At 30.5% G+C, this 16,745-nt stretch carries 16 protein-coding genes; 11 read left to right on the forward strand and 5 right to left on the reverse strand.

All coding sequences use genetic code 11. The features are described 5' to 3' along the window. Positions 1–5: 5 nt before the first annotated feature. A complete protein-coding gene (locus WC223_07380; GenBank protein ID MFA6924061.1) occupies positions 6–758 on the reverse strand; it encodes a hypothetical protein in 753 nt (250 codons plus the stop codon). A gap of 91 nt (positions 759–849) precedes the next feature. Continuing rightward, entirely contained in the window at positions 850–987 is a 138-nt protein-coding gene (locus WC223_07385) for a hypothetical protein (protein ID MFA6924062.1), read from the reverse strand. Between the two features lie 107 nt (positions 988–1,094). Here WC223_07385 and ung point away from each other — a divergent pair, with 107 nt between their 5' ends. The 6 genes from ung (at position 1,095) to WC223_07415 (ending at position 8,908) form a co-directional block, all read left to right on the forward strand. After that, positions 1,095–1,778, forward strand: coding sequence for a uracil-DNA glycosylase (ung, locus tag WC223_07390; GenBank protein MFA6924063.1), 684 nt, complete (start codon positions 1,095–1,097; stop codon positions 1,776–1,778). A 101-nt stretch (positions 1,779–1,879) separates the two neighbouring features. Then, complete coding sequence (locus WC223_07395) at positions 1,880–3,619, forward strand: hypothetical protein (protein MFA6924064.1); 1,740 nt, start codon at positions 1,880–1,882, stop codon at positions 3,617–3,619. Positions 3,620–3,716: 97 nt separating this feature from the next. Next, on the forward strand, positions 3,717–5,099 hold the full coding sequence (locus WC223_07400) for a DNA methyltransferase (GenBank protein ID MFA6924065.1): 1,383 nt from the start codon (positions 3,717–3,719) through the stop codon (positions 5,097–5,099). Then, positions 5,096–6,001, forward strand: a complete 906-nt coding sequence (locus WC223_07405) for a CfrBI family restriction endonuclease (protein ID MFA6924066.1) — start codon at positions 5,096–5,098, stop codon at positions 5,999–6,001. Before WC223_07400 ends, WC223_07405 begins: the two co-directional genes overlap by 4 nt. Before the next feature lie 111 nt (positions 6,002–6,112). Then, positions 6,113–6,790, forward strand: a complete 678-nt coding sequence (gene mqnB, locus WC223_07410; protein ID MFA6924067.1) for a futalosine hydrolase — start codon at positions 6,113–6,115, stop codon at positions 6,788–6,790. A 96-nt stretch (positions 6,791–6,886) separates the two neighbouring features. Further along, positions 6,887–8,908, forward strand: coding sequence for a DUF2723 domain-containing protein (locus tag WC223_07415; protein MFA6924068.1), 2,022 nt, complete (start codon positions 6,887–6,889; stop codon positions 8,906–8,908). A 185-nt stretch (positions 8,909–9,093) separates the two neighbouring features. Here the strand turns inward: WC223_07415 and WC223_07420 are convergent, their stop codons facing one another. The 3 genes from WC223_07420 to xerD form a co-directional block, all read right to left on the reverse strand. Continuing rightward, a complete protein-coding gene (locus WC223_07420; protein ID MFA6924069.1) occupies positions 9,094–9,702 on the reverse strand; it encodes a riboflavin synthase in 609 nt (202 codons plus the stop codon). A gap of 38 nt (positions 9,703–9,740) precedes the next feature. Beyond that, positions 9,741–12,329: a gliding motility-associated C-terminal domain-containing protein gene (locus WC223_07425; protein MFA6924070.1), complete on the reverse strand. Its 2,589-nt coding sequence runs from the start codon at positions 12,327–12,329 to the stop codon at positions 9,741–9,743. 220 nt (positions 12,330–12,549) lie between these two features. Further along, positions 12,550–13,449: a site-specific tyrosine recombinase XerD gene (gene xerD, locus WC223_07430; GenBank protein MFA6924071.1), complete on the reverse strand. Its 900-nt coding sequence runs from the start codon at positions 13,447–13,449 to the stop codon at positions 12,550–12,552. A 120-nt stretch (positions 13,450–13,569) separates the two neighbouring features. On the opposite strand from xerD, the gene WC223_07435 reads away from it, so the two are divergent. From WC223_07435 to WC223_07455, 5 genes are all read left to right on the forward strand, one after another. Then, the gene (locus WC223_07435) at positions 13,570–14,115 is read left to right on the forward strand and encodes an RNA methyltransferase (GenBank protein ID MFA6924072.1); all 546 of its coding nucleotides are present in this window, start codon (positions 13,570–13,572) and stop codon (positions 14,113–14,115) included. 39 nt (positions 14,116–14,154) lie between these two features. Further along, the gene (locus WC223_07440) at positions 14,155–14,529 is read left to right on the forward strand and encodes a GxxExxY protein (protein ID MFA6924073.1); all 375 of its coding nucleotides are present in this window, start codon (positions 14,155–14,157) and stop codon (positions 14,527–14,529) included. 59 nt (positions 14,530–14,588) lie between these two features. Then, positions 14,589–15,062, forward strand: coding sequence for a 23S rRNA (pseudouridine(1915)-N(3))-methyltransferase RlmH (gene rlmH, locus WC223_07445; protein ID MFA6924074.1), 474 nt, complete (start codon positions 14,589–14,591; stop codon positions 15,060–15,062). Positions 15,063–15,181: 119 nt separating this feature from the next. Further along, a complete protein-coding gene (gene gmd, locus WC223_07450) occupies positions 15,182–16,297 on the forward strand; it encodes a GDP-mannose 4,6-dehydratase (protein MFA6924075.1) in 1,116 nt (371 codons plus the stop codon). An 85-nt stretch (positions 16,298–16,382) separates the two neighbouring features. After that, a partial coding sequence (locus WC223_07455) for an NAD-dependent epimerase/dehydratase family protein (protein MFA6924076.1) occupies positions 16,383–16,745 on the forward strand: 363 nt, incomplete at its 3' end.

Below are 16,745 nucleotides of genomic sequence, written 5' to 3' on the forward strand. Positions count from 1 at the left end.
TCAGATTAATTTTTCTTCACTCCCAAATGAAAAGAAAGATAGAATGATAAAAATATGTTTTTGTTTTTTGCGAAAGCCATAATATCTATTGTTTTAGGGTAAGCGTCAACAATTGCTCCTACTTCAAGCGATTTAATTCTACCACCTTCGGAAGAATATTCGAAGTTTATACCAAATTTAGAATAAAGTCCCGGATGAAATTTCATTTCTTCCATACCCCTTAAGAAAGGTGCTCTGCCAATGATATTATTTGAATTATGTTTTGAAGGGTCGTATTTTTCAATTATAAAAGTATCTTCTGTTGGCATATTGTTATTGTCCAAAATGTATAAATAAACAGGTTTTGTCATACCCATTGATAAACCACCAAAAAGCAAATAACGTATTTCAACATTTGTGGGGTTTGATTTTCCATTTATAATTCTTTGTAGACCTATGCCTGTTCTTAAAATGAAAAAATTATTTGTCTTGCCATAAATAAAACTTTTTGAATTTGAATAACTCTCATTTGAAGTTCTCATCTCCTTGGGATGCTTCATGTTCACAAATTCAAATTCATACATTCTTTTTTTAAAACCGGTAATATGTTTACCTTGTCTATATATGATTCCCCATCCATCTGTATGAATTAATGCTCCTCCTGTCCTCTCTATACGGTATAAAATACCCCTGCTGTCATCCTTAGTTAATTCCTGTGAATAGGAATTAGTAATAAGAATAAATGATATGATAAATAATATATACGGCTTTTTAAGCATATTAAATGCTTTAATAAAACAAAGATAATAAATTTCGTGTAAATTTAAAAGGAAATATTTACGAATTCTTAAATAATCTGAATGGCAATAATTAATTCATGCTTGCTTTTCTGGTATGAAAATTACTCGCCTTGCTGTATGCAGGACATCTCTGATGGGTTTTGCACGACGCAATTACGATTGCTAATATTGCTACTAAAGATATTATAACAACTGCTTTCTTTTTCATCTTTTTAAAGTTTTAACCGTAACAAGAATTGCAAATATAATTTATTTTATTGTAATTTCGTGTAAAATTAAATAAAAATATTGAAAATAATATAACTTAACTACTAAATGCAAAATACAAGCCAAGTTAACCCCATTATTGAAGAAAGTTGGAAGGCACTGTTGCTTAATGAATTCCAATCTGATTGTTTTTTTGCTCTTAAAAATTTTTTAGTTGGAGAAAAAGCAAAATATGTGATATATCCTCCTGGTTCACTCATTTTTTCGGCTTTTAACTATACACCTTTTGAAAAAGTAAAAGTGGTTATCATCGGTCAGGATCCATATCATGGTAAGGGACAAGCACACGGACTTTGTTTTTCGGTTCAGAAAGGGATAAAACCACCACCGTCACTAGTAAATATTTTCAAGGAAATTCAAAGTGATTTAGGAATTCCTCTTCCTGCACACGGATGTTTAGAAAACTGGGCAAAACAGGGAATTTTGTTGTTAAACGCAACTTTAACGGTTCGCGAAGGTCAACCCGGCTCACATCAGAAAAAGGGCTGGGAACAATTTACCGACGCTGCAATAAAAGCAATTTCAGAAAAAAAACAAGGAGTGGTTTTTCTTTTATGGGGAAATTTTGCAATTGCAAAAGAAACTCTTATTGATTCTACAAAACATCATATTCTCAAAGCAGCTCATCCTTCGCCATATTCGGCAACCGGCTTTTTCGGATGCAAGCATTTTTCAAAAACAAACGAAATTCTTCGTCAGCAGGGATTGGAAGAAATCAACTGGATATTGTAGTTTTACTAAACTTTCAAAGTTTAGTAAAACTTTTTTATAACTGAAAAAATCACAATATTTGTAGGTATTTTAAGTTAATAAAAAAAACATTTCTTCTTCATTTGAAAAAAATAAATTTAATATTATTTATTGTTATTGGCTTTTTGCAGGTCAATGCCCAGAAATTATATAAATTACAAATAAAAAATAACTCTATTCATTCCGAAATTTCAAAAATTGACTATAAAAAAGAATTTTACGACACACTTGAAAGAAAAAAAGAACTTTATAATTACCTGAATAAATTATATGAAAAGGGCTATCTGGCTGCTTATTTCGACAGCATCAGAACAACCGATTCGGTTTCCATGCTTGCAACAATAATTCCCGGCAAAATTTATAAATGGGTGATAATTAAAAAAGCAAATGTTGATGAAGATTTTCTGAAACAATTTACAGGCAGAAAAAATATTGACGGAAAAACCACAATGCTGTATTCCGATATAATTAAATTAAACAAAAAAATAATCGAACATTTTGAAAACAACGGATATCCTTTTGTTTCAGTAAAACTCGACAGTATTGAAACAGATTCAAATGTTTCTAAGGCAGTTTTGAATATTGAAAGAAACAAAAAATATAATATTGACAGCATCATAGTAAAAGGAAATGCAAAAATCTCAAAGCGATATTTGTTCGGTTTTCTTGGAATTGAAGAAGGTTCGGTTTATGATGAATCGCAAATTAAAAAAATAAGTGCAAGATTAAAGGAAATTTCATTTATCAAAGAAGCAAAGTCATACAATTTAATTTTTACGCCGAAGTATTCCAAAATCATTTTATATCTTCAAAAAAATAAATCAAGTCAGTTTGATGGAATAGTCGGCTTCAAGCAAAATGATAAAAATCCGAGTAAAATTGATTTGACCGGAGAAGTACATCTCAATCTCATCAATTCATTTGGCAGGGGCGAATTTATGAGTTTCAACTGGCGCAGCTTACAGGAAAAAACTCAGGATTTGAAAATTAACTTCACATATCCCTATTTGTTTTCTACGCCTTTCGGAATTGATTTAAAATTTTCGATTTATAAAAAAGACACCACTTATATTACTATAACCCGTAATATCGGAATTCAGTATTTTTTTTCGGGCAGAGATTATCTAAAATTTTTTCTTGATAATAAAAGTTCAAATATACTTTCAACAGTTGGTCTTAAGAGCACAACAGTGTTACCCGATTATGCCGATATCGAAAATAATATCTACGGATTGGAATTTAAAAGAGAGCATTTGGACTACGTGTTAAATCCGCGACGCGGACATTTCATAAAAATCAGCATCGGTGCCGGAACAAAAAATATAAAGAAAAACAGCGAAATAAATTCCGAAGTTTATAATAACATAAAATTGAACTCGGAGCAATATCATATAGAAAGCGAACTTGATAATTATTTTTCCGTTTCACATCGTTCGGTTATAAAACTTGGTTCGCAATGCGGCTGGATTATAAATGACAATTTATTTCAAAATGAACTTTTTAAAATCGGTGGTTTAAAAACATTGCGTGGGTTTGATGAAGAATCAATTTTTGCATCGAAATACTCAATACTTACTGCCGAATACAGGTTTTTATTTGAAGAAAAATCATATTTATTCGGCTTTTTCGACTGGGCGTATTATGAAAATTTCAGCAGTAACAAAAAAAATATTCACGATACTCCTTATGGCTTCGGTGCAGGCATTAGCTTCGAAACAAAAGCAGGAATATTTTCAATAAGTTATGCACTCGGCAAGCAATTTAATAATCCTATATATTTTAAAAATTCAAAAGTGCATTTCGGTATTGTGAATTATTTTTAGAAAACATTTTTAATAAACGGGATTTGCCATCACTCAAAATATTAATGATTGTAAATAAATTTTGAGTATTTTTGTTTTAAATGAATTGATAAATTTTATGCTAACAAAAGAATATATAACGGACTTAAAAATTAATGGTAACGGATTGTTTGGTGAACTTGTTCGTGACAATTCATCAAATATTGGCAACTTAGTTTTTATTTTAGAAAATTTAGGACATCTGCCTATTAATTTTGATGGTAAGTGGTTGCTGGATTTAACTCAAAGTAAATTTTCTCAGGTAAGAGAACTTGCTGTAAAAAATATTGCTAAATTAACACAAACAGAATATATTGAAACATTAAATAAAATTATTAAAACAGACACTGACACTAATGTACGCAGGGAAGCTGTTTCGGCAATTGGCAGAATGAGAAATATTAATAATAATAAACTACTTGTAAAAATTCTTAAAGATAAAGATCCCAAAATTGTGTGCCAAGCAATTCGTGGATTATTGGTATTTAAAAACGATGAAGAAGTTGATAACAGTTTAAAATCATTAATTAATCACGAAAACGAAATGGTTAGAACTGTTATTTACAAAGAATATTTTGCTAAAGAACGCATAAGGGAAAATGAGAAACCACATGCTGAAACATATGAATATCTTAAGAATGTTATAGTTAATGGTGATGTGCGGGAAGTATTAAAAAATGTTCCTAATGAAAGTATTCATTTAACTTTTACATCACCACCATATTATAATGCCAGAGATTATTCAATTTATCCAAGTTACAAAGCATATCTGAATTTTCTTGAAGAAGTTTTTTTAGAAACTTATAGAGTAACAAAAGAAGGAAGATTTTTAATTGTAAATACTTCACCTATTATTATTCCAAGAGTTAGTCGAGCACATTCAAGTAAACGTTACCCAATACCTTTTGACATACACCATTATTTAATGCAGATGGGATGGGAGTTTATTGACGATATTATTTGGTTAAAACCAGAATATAGTGTAAAGAATAGAATTGGCGGGTTTCAACAACATCGTAAACCATTAGCATATAAACCAAACTCCATTACAGAATATTTAATGGTTTATCGTAAACAAACGGAAAAATTATTAGATTGGAATATTCGTCAATATGATTACAAAACTGTTGAAGAAAGTAAAGTTTCTGAAGGTTATGAAACAACAAATGTATGGAAAATTGATCCTAAATTTGATAAAATACATTCAGCAGTATTTCCCGCAGAATTATGCAAAAGAGTTATAGAGTATTATTCTTTTAAAAACGATTTGATTTTTGATCCATTTGCTGGTAGCGGAACTTTAGGAAGAACTGCAAAAAGTTTAGGGAGATTGTTTTTCCTTACTGAACAAGAACAAAAATATTTTGAGTACATGAAGACCTTTTTAAAAAAAGAAAGTTTGTTTAAAGAAAAACCGACTTCATTTTTAACATTAAGCGAATTTAAAGAAACGATAAAATGACACTTACCGAACAAGTAGCAAAGAATATTATTAGGAAACTTTTAAAAGGTGATGATTACCGAATAGAAGTTGTAACGCTTATTAATGCTGAATTTTTGCAATTTGCAATTGATTTCTTCAAAAAAATTATTGATGCTAAATTGAAAAGTAAAAATATTGTTGATTGGTATAAAAAAGAATTTTTAAATCCAGATTTACCTGCAAAAGAAATAGCAATCAATTCAGGATTAAACAAAAAGACAATTCACAATATGTTTAATTCTTCTACAAAAGAAATTATAATTGATGCAGCAAATGAACATTACGACATACTTTTCGAAAGTATAAAAAAATTGGTTGAAAGTGAGCATGAGTTAGATTTAACTCTTACTATAAAATTTAAAGGAGTAAGTGTTGATTTGAATGTAAGTGAAAGTTTAATTGTAATCAATACACTTGCCGTAAAACGAGCAGAATTAAGGGGCGGACTTTGGAGTACAGCAGGTAAAAGAGTTGAAAATCCATTAATGAAAACACTTTGTAAGCTTTATTCTGTGAACGAAGAAAATTATAAAGCAAAATTCGTAAAAGATAACTCTAAAGGTTTTGATAGAGAAATAGATTTTTATTTAATCAAAAACAATAAAGAATATTTATGTGAAGTAAAGCTCATGGGAAGTGGAAATCCTGAGAGTGCAGATGCTGTGATAGCAAGAGCAACAAATTTATTCGTTGCAGACAAACTTTCAATTCAAAATAAAAATCAACTTGATCATTTGAAAATAAATTGGGTCGAATTACGATCTAAAGATGGTTATAAAAGATTCAAGATAGCATTAGAAAACATTGGTATTCCTCATAAAAATTACAATGAAAATATTGACAACGATTTAGAAAAAATATTTGATGAAGTATTTGACTAAGTTATATTGTTGACCCTATAAAACAACATAAAGAAAAACATACTAAATCTTGTATTAAACATAAAGTTATTTGGATACTAAAATTGTAATTCTTAATTTTTCATTCTCAAAATGAACCTACTCCTTGTTTCCGCCACAAACGATGAAATAAAACCTTTAAAAAACCTTCTAAAAAAAGAGAGTCAGTTATCTTTCGGATTAGAAAGATACGAACACAAAAATACAATAATAGATATACTCGTAACAGGTGTAGGAATGGTGTCGACAGCTTTTCGGCTCGGGAAAGTTTTTGAAAATAATAAATATGACTTTGTTTTAAATCTTGGAATTGCAGGAAGTTTTAAAAAAGAAATTGAAATCGGAAAAGTTGTAAATGTGAAAACCGAAATATTTTCGGAACTCGGAATCGAAGATAATGAAACCTTTATTCCACTTTACAAAACAGGACTCGGAACTGAAAGTAAAATATTTGAAGAAGGAAAACTCATAAATAATTCGGTACTTAATAATTCCGAAATAAAAAAGCTGATTGAAGTTACAGGAATTACGGTAAATACAGTTCATGGAAATTTTGAAAGCATTGAAAAAATCAGAAAATTATTTGAACCCGATATTGAATCAATGGAAGGAGCAGCTTTTTTCTTTGCCTGTAAAAATGAAAAAATAAGTTTTGCCGAACTCCGTGCAATTTCAAACTACGTTGAACCGAGAAATAAAAATAAATGGAATATTTCCGAAGCAATAAAAAATCTTAATAATATTGCAATGAAAATAATTAATTCTTTTTAAAATAAATTAAAAACTTAAATTTCAAAACCTAACAGGTCTCCAAGACCTGTTAGTTTAATGTCAATAAATTTTAACAACAAACACAATATTTTGTTTATGCAGAAAAAAACAAAAAAGCATATTCCGCATCACACACTGGCAAAACAACAAATCATCAAGGAAAAAATAAATTATCCTAAAAATAAAAATTTATTTTTTTATTCAACTCTTGGATTGTCTTTTCTGGTGAGTTTTGTTATTTACATTTTTACTCTTGCTCCTACAATTTCTTTTGAAGACAGTGGCGAGCTTGTTACTGCTGCCTATTTTATGGGTGTTCCACATGAACCCGGTTATCCTTTGTTTACAATTTTCGGAAAATTATTTACACTAATCGTGCCTTTCGGAAGCATTGCATACAGAGTAAACATGATGTCGGCATTTTTCACTTCTTTAGCTTCTGCTTTAATAACATATTCAACGGTTTTGATAATTGAAGACACTTTTATTTCAACTAAATTCTGGAAAGCCAACAATGAAAAGTTTTTAAATATTTTAAAATATTTAATCGCATTAAGCAGCGGATTGTTTTTCGCATTTTGCAACGAAACATGGGAACAAGCCGTAATGACTGAAGTATATGGACTGAACAGTTGTTTTGTTTCTTTATTTATATTACTTGCTCTTATCTGGAAAAGGCAGGATACTATTGAAAAAAGAAAAAAATATTTATATCTTGTAAGTTTTATCATGGCATTGTCATTTACATGCCATACAACATCTTTAATGCTGATTCCTATTTTTGGTGTTTTTGTATTAGCTGTTGATTATAAAATATTATTGAACATTAAAACGATTTTAAAATCATTCTTATTTTTCATTCTTGGTTTATTTCCATTTCTTTATCTGCCGTTTGCATCAATGCACAATCCTCCTATGGATTGGGGCAACCCCGAGAATCTTACTAATTTCTTCAGAGTTGTAACACGTCATCAGTACAAATCTGAAGACCCCCATACTACAGAAAGATTTATCAGTCAGTTTAAATATTATTTAAATCAACTTCTTCCCGAGCAATGGTACCCGGTATTTCTGATTTTTGCGGTAATCGGATTTTTCCTTATTTATAAACAAAATAAAAAGTTGTTTTACTTTGTTCTGACATTCGTGCTTTTCAGCATGCCTATTATGACGTATGAAACGAATTTTGATGTTACAAGCAGCAAAGATGTTGCCATTGAAAATGGTTCACTTGTATCTGTATTTTATATTCCTTCATATATGATACTTTCATTACTCACAGGTGCTGGTTTTTTTTACATTTTAAGTTTGCTCAAAACAAGAATACATTATTTTGTTGCTTTGTTATTTGTTGCATTTTCATTAAGCGGAATATATAGAAATTACAATAACAATGATATGAGCAATTATTATTATCCGCAAAAATATGTTGATAATGTTTTCAAAATTGCTACAAAAAATTCAATAGTTATTGGTGACTGGGACCCATATTGTTTCCCTTTCATTTACTTTCAGAATGTTGAGAAAAAAAGACAGGATATTCTTTCTCTGGATATAAAACTACTTAAAAGAAGCTGGTATATTCAATATCTGAAAAATTATTATCCCGAAATTATCAAATTGTCACAAACAGAAGTTGACAGATTTCTTGAAGCGGTAGCTCCTTTCGAAAAAGGAATATCGTATGATGGAGCTTATATACAATCATGTTATGAAAATATGATTCATTCATTAATTGACAAAAATTTAAGTAAAGGCAGAGATGTTTACATTGCTTATATAGATGCAGAAACAAACGAAATATTAAAAAACTATCCCCGCGAATCAATTTTGGCTGTTTATAAAATTCCGAGAGAACAAAATTTAACAAAAGCAGAGTATTCAGATTTTGATTTTAAAGATTTTATAAATGCCGATAATCCAACTGACAGGTTGCTCCCTAAATTTCGTGAATACTATGGAGGCCTTGTTTTGCAAAGAGCATCTTTGTTTCAGAAATTTGAAAACAAAACCGAAGCATTAAAGTTTTATAATCTTGCAATTCCTTTTTTCAGGAATAATAAAGATGCGCAGAATATTATTTACAATAGAATTGAAGAATTGAAACAAGTAAAATAATTAGTGTTTTTAATAAAGTATAGTTATTAAAAGTAGTTTAATGTTTCTGTTATTTGATATTACTACTCTTAAATTTATTTTGTTTTAGATTTTTTAAAATTTTAAATTAGTATTTTATTTATTGTTAATCCTATTTATTGTTCTAAAGAGTTCAATATGCATGACTTTAAACAAAATAATAATATTTACTTTTTATTTCCGAAATGTTGCTCAAGATATTTTGTAATATATTTTCCGAGAATATCGAACTCAATATTAACAACTGAACCCGGTTTATATTCCTGAAAAACCGTATTGTGATAGGTATATGGAATTATTGCAACCGAAAACCAGTTTTTTCCCGAACCTACAACCGTTAAGCTCACTCCGTCAATAGAGATAGAGCCCTTTTCAACAGTTACGTTTCCTCTGTCTGCATCGTATTCGAAAGTATAAAGCCAGCTTCCGTCAGTTTCTTCAACATTTTTGCAAATTGCAGTTTGGTCAACATGTCCCTGAACAATGTGCCCGTCAAGACGACCATCAATTTTCATGCACCTTTCAAGATTTATCCTGCTTCCTGTTTTCAACAAACCAAGATTGCTCCTGTCGAGTGTTTCTTTAATAGCCGTGATTGTGTATTGATTCTTTTCTGCAAAAACTTTAACGGTAGTCATGCAAACTCCATTGTGTGCAATGCTTTGGTCAACTTTTAATTCTTTTGCAATCGGTGTTTCAATTGTGATGTGCAAATTTCCGAATTCTTTTTCGAGAGAAACAACAGTTCCCAATGCTTCAACTATTCCTGTAAACATAAATCTTTCAATTTTTAAATCCTAATTTCTAATTTATTTTATCTTATTATCTGAACAAATCCATGCAAAGTTCTTTTCTTCAAGCCGGCTAATCGTTGTTCATAAACAGCACAAACATAATAATAAACTCCGTCGCTGCATTTGAGTTTTGTATGTTGGTCTTTGCCATCCCACATTATATCTGGATTTGAAGTTTGAAAAACAACATTTCCCCATCGGTTATAAATTTTTAAATCAATTTTCTGAACAAATTTATAAGGAAATGGACGATAGTAATCATTAAATCCATCATCGTTAGGAGTAAAAACGTTGGGTAATTTATAAAGTGAACAACTGTCAATATCAAGACATATTTTATTTGTAGTTGCACTTTCGTTATTAAAAGAATCAATTGCCGTAATGAAATAACAACCTGCAATAGATTTCAGATTATTATGAAGAAAGATTGTATCACTTAGGTTTGTAATAGTTTTAATAAGTTCAAAAGAACCATTATCTTCAGGTGAATAATAAATATAATATTTAACAACATCATTAGAGCAGAAGTGATTGGGATTTGTCCAAATTAAAAAGTTTTCCACGTTATCACAGTTTGGAATAATGGATAAAACAGGCGGACACGGAAGTTCATTATCTACTGGTGTTTCGCAAACTTCTTGCGAAAAATTAATTATTGGTTTTATGAATCCTGCTCCGGAATATTCTCCTATACTTTTTATTTTGTAACAATAAGTTCTTCCGTTTGTCAATCCTGTATCGGTGTAATTTTTATTTGATGCAGTAGCAATAAAATCAAAATTAGTTGTAACCGGATTATATCTGTAAATCTCATACGAATTGTTAGTCCATGGTACATGTTCTTCCCATGTCAGTAGCAATCTGTTATCGAAAGGTGCAATTGACAGAAATACGGAAGATGCAATATGTGTTTCTCCAATAATACCAAAATTATTTTTTAATACAATTCTGTATGAATGAGGATAATTTTTTGTATCTAATGGAATAATAGTATCATTATATAATGTATCATTTATGCCTTTGTAGTTGGAGTCAATTAAAGTTAAATTATTTCCGTAAAAATCGCTTGAGCGATAAATAAGATATTTATACGGTCCCGGATTTACTATGGTATCCATTCCGGCAGGCTTCGACCATGCAACATATATTTTACCGTTCGCAGCATCAGTAGTTTTAATATCAACATTTGTAATAACGGGAACATCTTTTTTAAGTTGTACACATGTTTCATTTGAGGCATAACTTTCGGCACCATCAGTAAAATAGGCATAGAGCATATAACAATAATCGTTGCCATGAATCAAGCCACTGCCACCATTATTGTCAATGAACGTTGTATCATTAATATTGTTGACAGTGGCAATTCTCACATATCCAATACCTGATGGTATTCCTGTTTCGCAATATCCATGAATCCATCCCGAAGCACCATTATCTTTTCTGAAAATTTTAAAACCTTTTGCATTTGAACATACATATGAATCCCACTGCAGTTTTATTGTATTTCCTATAGGAGAAGCTGTTAAATTTGTTGGAGCAGGAGCAACTATTCTGATATTTACGGTTTTCAAAGCCACTAAATTAACCGGACTACCGTTATCAACTGCTCTGAATGTAGCAGAATATGGATTCTTTTTAACATTTTCGCAATTTGTGCTCCATGAAAAAGTTGATGAAACCGAACCAGAACCTATATACGGCGGAAGAAAGTGAGCATGGTTATTTACAATAAAAGGACCACCATAAGCTGTGAGAGTTATATTATTAATAGGAACATCATTATCATGTGCAGTAACATTAAAAGTAAGATTGGTGCCTGCAACCACACAAGTGTCTTTAATATCATCGAAATATGGTGGATGGTTGTTGCATGTTACAACTGTAATTTGCATGTCTCTTTCAACTGAACCTATAAATACGCCCTTTCTGTATTCCTTAATTAAAAAAGCAACATTATATTCGCCCTGAAATAAAGGACTATCCCAAATCAAATCGCCCGTAACGGGATTTAATGTGAATGAACTGTTTGTTTGCGGATAAGAATAACCTGGTATTGTATTGCCATTTTGCTCTTTGCATTTTATAAGTTCATAAGCTAAACTGTCACCATCGGGGTCAAAAGCAACAGGGTTATGAATAAATATTTGTCCTATGCAAGCATTGTCAATTGGAGGATATTTTAATTCAGGAGAATTGTTGCAACCAAGAAATGGATTTATTACAACTATTGTTTCAATATAAAAAACAACATTCACCGAATTCGGAATATTTACTATTCCTCCATTCCTGTTCGGATCTTCCAGTGAAATCTTGAAAGTTCCTGCTCCACTGTAACTATGAGTTCCAATATATTCATTTCTTCGTATAGAATCTGTTATTGGTATTATAATGTAACGGTTTAAGGTATCCGAATCACTGTCGCCCCAGTTAATGGTAAGCTGAGGCCTGTCTGCGGGGCTTTGAGTTAAAGTGTAAGTTACTATTTTAAATTCATAAGTAAAATGGGCAGGGTCAATACATTTATAAGTTATTTCTCCGGCACGGTTATGTGTGGCAAATAATTGTGTTATAAAAAAAAGAAATAATATTATTAATGCAATCTTTTTCATTGGATAGAAAAACGAGATACGAATATACGATAGTTTTCGAATATTTCGACAAAGTTTCTTATAAAAATAGTTAAATAGAGTTTGTCCATAATGCCCGATTTCTTCGGAATTTTGTAGTTTGTACCTAAACTTAAACACAGAAAACTTCTATATTTGACATTCGGTGTTCGATATTCGATATTTTTATTTTTAAAAATACCATAATTATGGACAAACACTTTTATGCCCTCGGGTGATATTGCATTATTTCGGTTCTTAAAAAATCACGGTCAAGGTGAGTATAAATTTCGGTTGTAGTAATTGATTCATGACCGAGCATTTCCTGTATTGCCCGCAAATCAGCACCTCCTTCAATCAAATGAGTAGCAAAAGAATGCCTGAAAGTATGCGGACTTATTTTTTTCTTTAATCCGATTTTTGATGAAAGTTCTTTAATAATCATAAAAATCATATTCCGCGTAAGCTTTGAACCTCGGTTATTCAGAAAAACAATATCTTCATTCCCTTTTAAAACTTTTATATGACTTCTTATATTGTGGATATATGATTTTAAAAGTTTCTTAGCTGTCGAACCCATAGGAACCAATCTTTCTTTATCACCTTTTCCTGTAATTTTAATAAAACCGGCATCGAAAAATACGTTTGAAATTTTCATATTAACAAGTTCCGATACACGCAAGCCACAGCTATAAAGCATTTCGAGCATAACTTTATTTCGTTCGCCTCCTGATTTGCTTAAATCAATTGCTGCAATTAATTCGTCAATTTCCACAACACTTAAAACATCAGGTAATTTTCTTCCTGTTTTCGGAGCTTCGAGCAATTCGGCAGGACTGCTTTTAATAACATCTTCGAGCAAAAGATATTTATAAAATGCTTTTATTCCCGAAATAATTCTTGCCTGCGATGTTGCTGATATTTCTATTTCATTCACCCAACTAATAAAATCTTTCAAATGCGAAAGTTCAATTTTTTCGGGAATTAATTCTTGTTTTTTTAATTCCAAGAATTGAACTAATTTTACAATATCATGAATATAAGCATCAATAGAATTGATTGAAAGCGACTTTTCCAGTTTCAGATACGACTCAAATCCTTTTATGTAACTATTCCAATTCATATTTTCTTTTCTCTGCGTCTTTGCGGTTATTTTTTTCTCGCCAAGACGCAGAGACGCAAAGATTTTTTACTAAATTAATAATAAATTTTAAATTTGTTAAATTATAGTTATGATTTTTGTATGCGAAAACTAAAGAATGAAGAGCTTAACCGCAAGTCAGTTGAAGAATTTAAAAATTCCGTGAAAATTCCTGTAATTATTATTTTGGACAATGTTAGAAGCATGAATAATGTTGGTTCGATTTTTCGCACTTCCGATGCTTTTCTTGTTGAAGCAATTTATTTGTGCGGAATTACAGGACAACCGCCAAATAAGGAAATTCATAAAACAGCACTTGGTGCAACCGAATCGGTTGGATGGAAATATTTCATAAATGCAGTTGATGCAATCAGTGAATTGAAAAAAAATAATTATAAAATTATTGCAATTGAACAAGCCGAAAACAGTGTTTTTCTGAATAATTTTAAAGCAGATGAAAATAAAAAATATGCTTTCATTTTCGGAAATGAAATTAACGGAGTTTCCGATGAAGTAATGGAAACAGTTGATGAATGTATTGAAATTCCTCAGTTCGGAACAAAGCATTCTTTTAATATTGTGGTGAGCGTTGGAATAGTTTTGTGGGAATTTTGTAAAATAGCCACGAATACACGAATAAAAATATAAAAAACCATTCGTGGATTCGTGGCAAATAAAAAATATGATATGGAAAAAATATTATTCAAAGAAGAGAGCTACCAAATAATTGGTAAGTGTATGGAAGTACACAATAATCTTGGTGCAGGATTTTTAGAAATCGTTTACAAAGATGCTTTGGAATATGAGTTTAAAAAAGCTGGTATAGTATATGAACGAGAAAAAATGTATGAGGTAAATTACAAGGGGATTATTTTACCTCATAAGTTTTATGCCGATTTTGTTGTGAATGCAAATATTATTTTAGAAGTAAAAGGCGCAGCAGGTATTTCAGAAGAATTTGTAGCACAAGCAATAAATTACTTAAAAGTATCTCATAATAAATTAGCACTAATAGTAAATTTTGGAGAGTTGAAATTAAATTACAAAAGAATTGTGTTTTAAAATACTATGCCACGAATAAAAAATCATTCGTGCATTCGTGGCAAACAAAAAATAAAAAAATGAAAATTCTATTTCTTGTTGTCGGTAAAACAAATGCTCAGTATCTAATTGAAGGAATTAATATTTTTGAAAAGCGGCTGAAACATTACGTAAATATTGATTTTTGTGTAATTCCTGATTTGAAGAAAAGTTCATCTACTAATATTGAAGAGTTGAAAATTAAAGAAGGAAAACAAATTATCGAAAAATTAAAAAATAATGACTTCGTGGTTTTACTTGATGAAAGAGGAAAACAAATGAAATCAGAAGAGTTTGCAAATTTTATAATTCATAAGCAAAACACAAGTGTAAAGAATTTAACTTTTATTGTTGGCGGTGCGTACGGATTTTCTGAAGAAGTTTATAAAAGAGCAAACTTTTTATTATCACTTTCATCTATGACTTTTTCTCATCAGATGGTGAGGTTATTCTTTATGGAACAACTTTACAGGAGTTTTACAATAATAAAAAACGAATCTTATCATCATAAATGAAATAGTTTTCAGTTCAAAAAGAAACTATGAACATTATAAATATTTATTAGTTACAATAAAATTAACTTTTTAACTTTGCAACTGTCGAAAGGTAAAAATTAAATTTTTAAAACAATTTTATGAAAGTAGCATTAATTACAGGAATTACAGGACAAGACGGAGCGTATCTTGCTGAATTTTTATTGAAAAAAGGATATGTTGTTCATGGTGTAAAACGAAGAGCATCATTATTCAATACACAAAGGGTTGATGGTTTGTATCAGGATATTCACGAAGCAAATTTAAAATTTAAACTTCATTACGGCGATTTGTCCGATTCGGCAAATATCATAAGAATAATTCAGGAAACACAACCCGATGAAATTTATAATCTTGGTGCAATGTCGCATGTAAAAGTGAGTTTCGAAACACCAGAATATACTGCTAATGTTGATGGAATCGGCACTCTCAGAATTTTAGAAGCTATAAGAATACTTGGATTAACAAATAAAACAAAATTTTATCAGGCATCAACATCCGAACTTTACGGACTTGTTCAGGAAATTCCGCAAACCGAAAAAACTCCGTTCTATCCGCGCTCACCTTATGCGGCGGCAAAATTATACGCATACTGGATTACGGTGAACTATCGCGAAGCATATAATATTTTTGCCTGCAACGGAATTTTATTCAATCACGAGTCTCCTATGAGAGGCGAAACTTTTGTTTCAAGAAAAATTACAAGAGCAGTTGCACGTATTGCATTAGGATTGCAGGACAAATTATATATGGGAAACCTCGATGCAAAGCGCGACTGGGGGCATGCGAGAGATTATATCGAAGCAATGTGGCTGATGATGCAACAGGAAAAGTCTGAAGATTTTGTAATAGCTACAGGCATTACAACCAGTGTAAGGGATTTTTTAATAAAATCATTTAATGAAATAGGAGTTGAACTTGAATTTAAAGGTAAGGGTATTGAGGAAAAAGGATTTGTAAAATCATCAAAAAACAAAGATTATAAACTTGAAATCGGAAAAGAAGTTATTGCTGTTGATATAAATTATTTCCGTCCCACAGAAGTTGATATTTTACTTGGCGATTCATCAAAAGCAAAACAAAAACTTGGATGGAAACTTAAATACAATCTCGATTCGCTGGTAAAAGAAATGGTAGCTGCCGATATCGACCTTTTTAAAAGAGATAAAATTTTATGCGACAAGGGATTTAAAACCATCAACGCTGACCAGAAATAAAGTTTTTAGTTAACTCTAAGCCCTATGCTCTTAGCTCTACGCAAATATCAAGTAAATATTAGTTATTAAATTTTTATTTTTTAAAATGGAAAAGAATTCAAAAATTTATATTGCCGGACACACAGGAATGGTGGGTTCTGCTATAAAACGAAATTTTGAAAAAAAAGGTTTTTCAAATTTTATTTTTAAAGATGAAAAAGAACTTGATTTAACAAATCAGAAAGCAACTAATGATTTTTTTGAAAAAGAAAAACCCGAATATGTTATTCTGGCAGCCGCAAAAGTTGGCGGAATACATTCAAACAATACTTACCGTGCCGATTTTATTTATATTAATTTAATGATTGAAGCAAATATTATTCATGCATCATTTAAAAATAATGTAAAAAAACTTTTGTTTCTCGGTTCTTCGTGTATTTATCCGAAACCGTGCCGATCGAGATCGCGG

Source organism: Bacteroidales bacterium, from assembly GCA_041671145.1.
GTDB lineage: Bacteria > Bacteroidota > Bacteroidia > Bacteroidales > JAHJDW01 > JAQUPB01.

Bases quoted from the DNA above. Each gene is read 5' to 3' on its own strand.
- mqnB (MFA6924067.1), top strand. From the start codon at position 6,113: ATGAACCTACTCCTTGTTTCCGCCACAAACGATGAAATAAAACCTTTA.
- WC223_07405 (MFA6924066.1), top strand. From the start codon at position 5,096: ATGACACTTACCGAACAAGTAGCAAAGAATATTATTAGGAAACTTTTA.
- WC223_07385 (MFA6924062.1), bottom strand. From the start codon at position 987: ATGAAAAAGAAAGCAGTTGTTATAATATCTTTAGTAGCAATATTAGCA.
- ung (MFA6924063.1), top strand. From the start codon at position 1,095: ATGCAAAATACAAGCCAAGTTAACCCCATTATTGAAGAAAGTTGGAAG.
- WC223_07420 (MFA6924069.1), bottom strand. From the start codon at position 9,702: ATGTTTACAGGAATAGTTGAAGCATTGGGAACTGTTGTTTCTCTCGAA.
- rlmH (MFA6924074.1), top strand. From the start codon at position 14,589: ATGAAAATTCTATTTCTTGTTGTCGGTAAAACAAATGCTCAGTATCTA.
- WC223_07400 (MFA6924065.1), top strand. From the start codon at position 3,717: ATGCTAACAAAAGAATATATAACGGACTTAAAAATTAATGGTAACGGA.
- xerD (MFA6924071.1), bottom strand. From the start codon at position 13,449: ATGAATTGGAATAGTTACATAAAAGGATTTGAGTCGTATCTGAAACTG.
- WC223_07380 (MFA6924061.1), bottom strand. From the start codon at position 758: ATGCTTAAAAAGCCGTATATATTATTTATCATATCATTTATTCTTATT.
- WC223_07425 (MFA6924070.1), bottom strand. From the start codon at position 12,329: ATGAAAAAGATTGCATTAATAATATTATTTCTTTTTTTTATAACACAA.
- WC223_07415 (MFA6924068.1), top strand. From the start codon at position 6,887: ATGCAGAAAAAAACAAAAAAGCATATTCCGCATCACACACTGGCAAAA.
- WC223_07435 (MFA6924072.1), top strand. From the start codon at position 13,570: ATGCGAAAACTAAAGAATGAAGAGCTTAACCGCAAGTCAGTTGAAGAA.
- gmd (MFA6924075.1), top strand. From the start codon at position 15,182: ATGAAAGTAGCATTAATTACAGGAATTACAGGACAAGACGGAGCGTAT.
- WC223_07440 (MFA6924073.1), top strand. From the start codon at position 14,155: ATGGAAAAAATATTATTCAAAGAAGAGAGCTACCAAATAATTGGTAAG.